We start from the raw sequence: 6,568 nt of genomic DNA, 5'->3' as shown, positions 1-6,568 counted from the left end.
TCTCTAGACTATAGTATCTTATCTATTTATTCTTTTATATTCTCAAAAGTTAGTAATAATAAAATCGCAAATATAATTAGTAAATTTTCAGGACTTATTCTACTTTTCATTGCTATTTATATATTATGGGAAACTAGTAGAAGGCTATTTTTATAGAAAAAATCCCCAGCTATCGAATCTGATTTAATCATACCTACGGTGAACAAATCAGGTGCTTTAACTGGTTCGGTTCCCTAGTGAGGACTTGAACCTTCAGCTGTGGGCTAATGATGCCAACGTTTTAACTCACTGGAATAGTCACGGTGTACTTCATAGTGTACTTACCATACATATTCCATTCGTGATCGGTGCGCTATACAGGCACCAACCTGTAGGCTTTGTCCCTAATTTTTTAGGGATTTTTAGGTTTTGGATATATAATTTTAACAACACTATCAACAAATTATCTTAAACTCAGACTTTATTGGAAACTATTGGTTATTAATATAGTCTAAAAATATCAATATTCATTCCAATAAGTATCCTATATCTTGGTATTTGTTCTAGCAGTTAATGTCTATTAGATAATTAACAGAGTTCCACCTAATTCTTTAACTGTCTTTAAAATAAACTATCTTATAGGAGCAGTGTATTATGAATACCACAAATAAAGCACAATCAAGCATTGAAGTTAAAACTCATAATCATTTGGTAAACGAGCAATTTGGGTCACAAGCTAAAATGTATTTAACCAGTAGTGTGCATGCTTTTGGGCAGGAATTTAGTGAGGTGGAAAATTTAGTGCAACAATTTGATAGTCCTTGCGTACTAGATTTAGGTAGTGGCGCTGGGCATATTAGTTTTTATACTGCACCCTTTGCTCAACAAGTTACTGCTTATGACTTATCTGATGATATGTTAAAGATTGTCGCAGATTCGGCTAAGCAAAAAAACTTAGATAATATTACAACCGTTAAAGGCATCGCAGAGTCCTTACCTTTTACTGACAATCATTTCGATGTAGTCATTAGTCGTTTTTCTGCACACCATTGGCAGGATGTTCCCCTCGCGTTACGCGAAATGCGCCGCGTATGCAAGCCTAATGGTAAGGTAATGATGATAGATATCATGGCACCTGAAAGTCCGCTATGTGATACCTTTTTGCAGACGATAGAAATGCTACGTGATAACAGCCATGTGCGCGATTACTCAAACAGCGAATGGCAACAGATGTTCGATCAAGCAGGTTTTAATATCAGTCAGACACAAACCCATAAACTTAAGTTAGAATTTAACAGCTGGATAACCCGTATGCGTACACCGGAGCCCTATGTCGCTGCTATACACGAACTGCAACAGCAGATTGGTCAGGAAGTGAAAAGTTATTATAATATACAGGCGGACGGCACATTCACTACGGACGTGTTTACGTTAATTGCCACTGTGTAGTATGCAAGCTTACAAACCTATTTAATAACTATCCCCAAACTATGGGTATACCCCAAGGGAACCAGTTGTTTTACCCCCTAAACCTATTAACAGACTACCTAAAACAGACCGCTATAAGAGAACCGCTTATAAAAGACTGTTCTAGGTGGTCAGTTTTTCTCGCTATCTTGAGAAGTCATAGTCTGCTTCATTGCCATCTAAATATTCGCGTATAGGACGTTTCTTACCGAATTTGGAAGCGTCTTTTTTGATCTCACTAACTATAAAATCACTATACGCTGTCCAGTTCTTACCAGCGTCGCCTTTGGCGAGACCGCTATATGTACTTATAAACTCTTTATGCCGACTGATACGCCACAGCTGCTTATCAGTCAGTCCGTCAATCGTGAACATATCTGCTGTATGAGCGTCACGGCTTACGGTTTTTTCTTGTGGCTGCTTAGGTTTGCTCTTAGTAATTACTTTAAACTTAAAGCCTATGATCGTACTTTTGTTTTTTTCTTGCTCATAACTTATTTTCAAGTCTGTTTTGTCGTTGATCTCAGCAACAGCAGCATCTAATACGCGGCGCTTAAAATCGCTCATACGCTTGTAGTCATCGACCCCTAACCCTAATTGACCTCTAAACGTTTCCAAATCAAATAATGGGGTTTTCTTCGCTTCACGCCATTGGATTAAAAGCTCATAAAGTCGAACTGAATATACGCTATTGAGCATTGCTGTTTGTCCTAGCAGATATTTAGTAAAAAACGTTTGTAAACCATTAATACGTGTTATCTCTTTAACCACTGCTGGGGTGAGGATTATTTCAATTGATCCTTCACCTTTTATATATTCAACCTGACTCACCCAACGCGTTTTAACTTGATTATCCCGCTCATTTATAAATGAGAACCTACGTTCAAAAAGTGTTGCTTCTGCTGATAAAAGCACATCGTAAGCTGTATCGACATCTACATCAAAGCACTCTGCATAACGCTTAGCTGATATTCGCAAAGGGTCATTGGATGTCAACCCTGTCTGAGTTTCCCTGCTATCAATAACGGCTAGCTGTATTAATCTAATTTCCACTAATGACAGATTTTGTATAGCTGTATTCAATCGGTTGGATTTGACTACTAGATTATTCATACTGCTACCTTGACTGGATTCCATTCGTAAACCTCTCCTATAAAATTGACTAGATAACGACATCATACTTATATGTCGTTATCTAGTCAATTTTATAGATGTCGTCATCATACCCGATAGATGTCGTCATCATACCCGATAGATGTCGTCATCATACCCGATAGATGTCGTCATCATACCCGATAGATGTCGTCATCACTCTCTTAAACCTCTTGATACATATAGACTTCAAGGTTCTTAAAAGCATTTAAAAGCATTTAAAAGCATTAAAAGCTTTTTGGTTGTGGATAAGCTTAAAAAACAAAGGGCTATTTTTAATGGTTAATTTAGGAAGTAAGTTACTTAAATTTGCATAGCTTTGATTTGCTATAGAACGAACTCTTCTCATCTTCAAAACAGTCTTTGGGATCAATCCTCGCATAGTGACCATCTTGTCCACTTATTTTGACAATGTTATGAGCCACACCAGCCTTTTCCAGATATTGATAATCATCTTGACGTTTTGCTATCTCGCTTTTGCTAGGAATAAACAACCAAGCTGCTCCAGAGGCTAATGCTAATACCACAACAACCATAACGACCAAAGTTAGTATTAATTGACGGTTAAACTCTCGCTTAACGTTATCTAGCATCTGCTTCGAAGTGGCTACTGTTTGCCTAGCAATTTGGTCGTTGGCGTCATCAATGCTACCTGCAACGTCTGTCACTGAGCGGTTTAAAGTATCCAAATCATCGTTTATCTGCTTGGTTTTTTCTAAGAAATTATCACCAGCATCGGTGATGTGTTTGGTAAAGCCTTCATCAATACGCTTGTGATAGCTGTCTTCATTGGTTTTAAAGACGGTTGCAATCTCTTTGTTAATGGCTTCAACAAATTCAGTTTGCAGTAAGGTTTCTTTGTTTTGATAGGTTTTTAACAGTGAAGTCAGTGCCTTTGCCCAATTAGCAATATCTTGCGCTTGTTTATAGTGCGCGTGGTTTAAGTTTGAGCTGTCAATCAGCTGCTTATCTATTTTTTTGGTGTAGGTCTCAAGTGCAAGCAATAGGTCTTCTAGTTGGATAGAGAGGTCTTTTTCTGGCATGGATCGTTCCTAGTCGCTAATTATGATGCTATTTGGACTCTAAATGGCGCCGTAGGCGTTTTTAGGATGGTTTATACGTTATTGGTACCCTAGCATCAAAATGGCGCTGTGGGATGCCTGAGAAGCATCTAAGGTGATTCTATGCGACCGTGAGTGTCGTTTGGTGTTGCTTGTGAGCTTAAAAGCCAAGACTCCTGCCTCGGCTGCGGTTGATATCACGGCGATAACCGGTGATTTCAGTGGATACCGTTCGCATTTGGCGCTGGTGTTCGGGGCTAAGGGCGCTTTGTTGTCGATCTTTGATGTCATCAAAGACGCGCTCTAAGGCTTTGGTGTGTGCTTTTCTTGTCGATAGGTCGCTTATAGACTTGATGTGATCAAGCAGCTGCTTGCTGTGGCTGATAATGTGGCTGCCAATTTCATGTTGTTCTTGGGCTATAAGCTGTTTTTGGTGGTCAGTGGTACTCGGCTCACTGCGGTAGCGTTGCCATGCGCTCATTTGCTGATCAAGATGCAGGAGGGGTTTAAGGTGTTGGCCAAAGTCGCTTTTTTGGTCGATGATTTTTAGAAGCTGGTGCTGATCCGATAGACCTTGATGCGAGATATGATCGTGTTGCGCCTTAAAGCCGGCTTCTTCTTCTGCTCTTTTGGCGCGTTGCTGCTCAAGCTTTGCTTGACGCGCTTCTTCTTGCGCTAATAGGCGCTCACGCTCTTTTTTGTCCGCCATATCTCGCTGCTGCTGAGCAATACGCTGTTTTTCAAGCGCCTCAGCCGCTTCCTTAGCAATCTGGCGCTGAATACGCGCCTGTTTGATGCGCTCAACCACTGATTCAGCTTGCTCTAGCTCGTCATTGCTCACGTTACTGGGTTTATATTCAGGCGTAGGCGCTGCTGGGACGATAAATAACTTACTTTCACGCAGATCGGCAAGTTCGCGTGTCCGTACTAGACGGTTGCGCTCATTGATCATCAGGTTAATCTTACCTCTGATTGTGGCCGGTGTTTCGTCTATCTCGTAAACCTCACCTTTCTTGTTTGCTTGTTCTGCTTTTTCTCGCTCACTCTCGTATTTGTCACGCTCTAGTTTTGTGGCCACCGAACCCATCTTGATTTGCGGCTCGATGTCTTTGCCTTGATCACTATAGCTGCGCGAATCAATCAGCTCATGGTCATACTCGGCCAGTTTCTCATTAGCGATCTGCTCCCACAGTTGCCGTATTTCTTTGATTTCAACATTGACGCGCTCTAATCCAAGTGAGCGCCGCTTATTATCGGACAGCTCAATGGTTGCCTTATCGGTCAGTACGATCTCGTTATTATCGTTAAGCTCAGCGGTACGCGTGGTAAACATGATATGGGCGTGGAAGTTGCGAGGGTCTGCCCCTCGATCAATCTCTTTTTGAGTAGGCTGATGAATGGCGCAATCGGCAATCGTGCCGTAACGATCCGCAAGCGTCTGAGCAAACTTGTGTGCAATATCTTTACGGTCATTCTCGTCAAGTTCATAGGGCAGATTGACCAGCCATTCGCGAGCCACACGCGCATCTTTACGCTTCTCGGCAGCCTCTGCCTTATTCCATAAATCGCTGCGTGAAATATCAGTATAAGCAGAAGCCAATGCTGTCGGTAAAATGATATCGGCACTCATAACGCCTGATCGTTTAGAGTAATCATGCGTCTTACCGTATCGCTTATCATCAAGCTCAACACCAGCGCGATAGCTCGCAGAAGCAACGGCACTTTGTCCGTTACTGCGAGATATTGATTTGGTCGATGCGATAAAAATAGCCATTTCTACAAGCTCTGTTTTCAGGTTTTTAACATTGCGTCTTTTTGCAATGTTGGGGGTGTGGGGGCTTGCCCCTGCCGATGTTTTGATTTTATAAATGGTTGACCGGAAGGGATAAACATTTGTAAAGTCGAAAACTCGCACTTAGTCAGTGGGACTCAACCATCCGTCAAATAACTATATCATAAACTGTTGTTAGGTATTGGCGAAGTTGCTATAGTTAGGTAAGTAAATAATTTGATAATCTAGGAGAAAGGTATGAGCTTACTTGGTGGTAATGATCTAAAAGAACAGCAGAAGATCAATGAGCTTGAGCTTAAGATAAATAGAGAGAAGCAGAAGTTAGATAAGAAGCTAACACGGCAAAAAATATTACTTGGTGCTTTTTTGGTAGATGCTTTAGAGAATAATTCAGTAGATGGTTTGAAAGAATATACGGCTGACAATCTATTGAATTTCCTGACCAGACAGACTGATAAGGATTTAATGGCAGATTTGGTAAAGGGGCTTGGTGGTACGGTCGAGACTAAGAATGATTTAGAGTTGAATGCTAGTTTAGATGAGCACTTGTAAATAAAATATGTCCATTAAAAATAAAAAAGGCATTAGTTAAATGATAGATTATTCTTTATTGTTCGCCTATTTCTTAGCTATTCTTCTATTTCTAGGCACTCCAGGACCTGTGACTGTACTTGTAGTGAGTGCAAGCGTAAAAAGTGGGTTCAAAGCGGGGTTAGCAACAGTCGCAGGCACTAACACTGCGTCACTAATCTTGATAGCAATATCATTTATTATCCTTCAGGGGGTGTTTTCAGTTAGCGAGACAGCTATGCTCTGGTTATCCTTTTTAGGGGCATTCTATCTTATATATTTTTCTATAGGCATTATAAAAGATAAAATTGATATTGATCAGACTGTAAAGGAAAGTTCAGTTCTTGTTACGAAAAACCATTTCAAAGATGGCTTTCTTATAGGTATCTCTAACCCTAAAGATGTTATTTTTTTTATTGCTTTCTTCCCTTTATTCTTAGAGGTATCAAGCGACATATATTCGTCTATGCTAATTCTGACGTTGGTGTGGATATCTCTAGACTATAGAGATATCCACACCAACGTCAGAGTTAGCATAGACGAATAT

The 6,568-nt window shown here is 40.4% G+C and carries 6 protein-coding genes; 3 read left to right on the top strand and 3 right to left on the bottom strand.

Going from position 1 to position 6,568, the window contains the following annotated elements:
* Positions 1 to 633 precede the first annotated feature (633 nt).
* Positions 634 to 1,428, top strand: coding sequence for a class I SAM-dependent methyltransferase (locus tag JMX98_RS13260; RefSeq protein ID WP_201587261.1), 795 nt, complete (start codon positions 634 to 636; stop codon positions 1,426 to 1,428).
* A 162-nt stretch (positions 1,429 to 1,590) separates the two neighbouring features.
* On the opposite strand, the gene repM is transcribed toward JMX98_RS13260, so the two are convergent.
* From repM to JMX98_RS13245, 3 genes are all read right to left on the bottom strand, one after another.
* Positions 1,591 to 2,559, bottom strand: a complete 969-nt coding sequence (gene repM, locus JMX98_RS13255; protein ID WP_201587258.1) for a replication initiation protein RepM — start codon at positions 2,557 to 2,559, stop codon at positions 1,591 to 1,593.
* 338 nt (positions 2,560 to 2,897) lie between these two features.
* Positions 2,898 to 3,641 (bottom strand): hypothetical protein, encoded by a 744-nt coding sequence (locus tag JMX98_RS13250; protein ID WP_201587257.1) that lies wholly within the window; start codon positions 3,639 to 3,641, stop codon positions 2,898 to 2,900.
* A gap of 178 nt (positions 3,642 to 3,819) precedes the next feature.
* Positions 3,820 to 5,433: a MobA/MobL family protein gene (locus JMX98_RS13245; protein ID WP_201587256.1), complete on the bottom strand. Its 1,614-nt coding sequence runs from the start codon at positions 5,431 to 5,433 to the stop codon at positions 3,820 to 3,822.
* Positions 5,434 to 5,688: 255 nt separating this feature from the next.
* Between JMX98_RS13245 and JMX98_RS13240 the strand changes: the two genes are divergently transcribed.
* Together JMX98_RS13240 and JMX98_RS13235 are read left to right on the top strand one after the other, a co-directional pair.
* Positions 5,689 to 6,003: a mobilization protein MobS gene (locus tag JMX98_RS13240; RefSeq protein WP_225735384.1), complete on the top strand. Its 315-nt coding sequence runs from the start codon at positions 5,689 to 5,691 to the stop codon at positions 6,001 to 6,003.
* A gap of 40 nt (positions 6,004 to 6,043) precedes the next feature.
* Positions 6,044 to 6,568: LysE family translocator (locus JMX98_RS13235; protein ID WP_201587255.1), on the top strand; the 525-nt coding region annotated here is incomplete at its 3' end.

The organism is Psychrobacter sp. HII-4 (assembly GCF_904846595.1).
Classification (GTDB): Bacteria; Pseudomonadota; Gammaproteobacteria; order Pseudomonadales; family Moraxellaceae; genus Psychrobacter; species Psychrobacter celer.
This window is presented reverse-complemented; position numbering and strand designations above follow the sequence as displayed.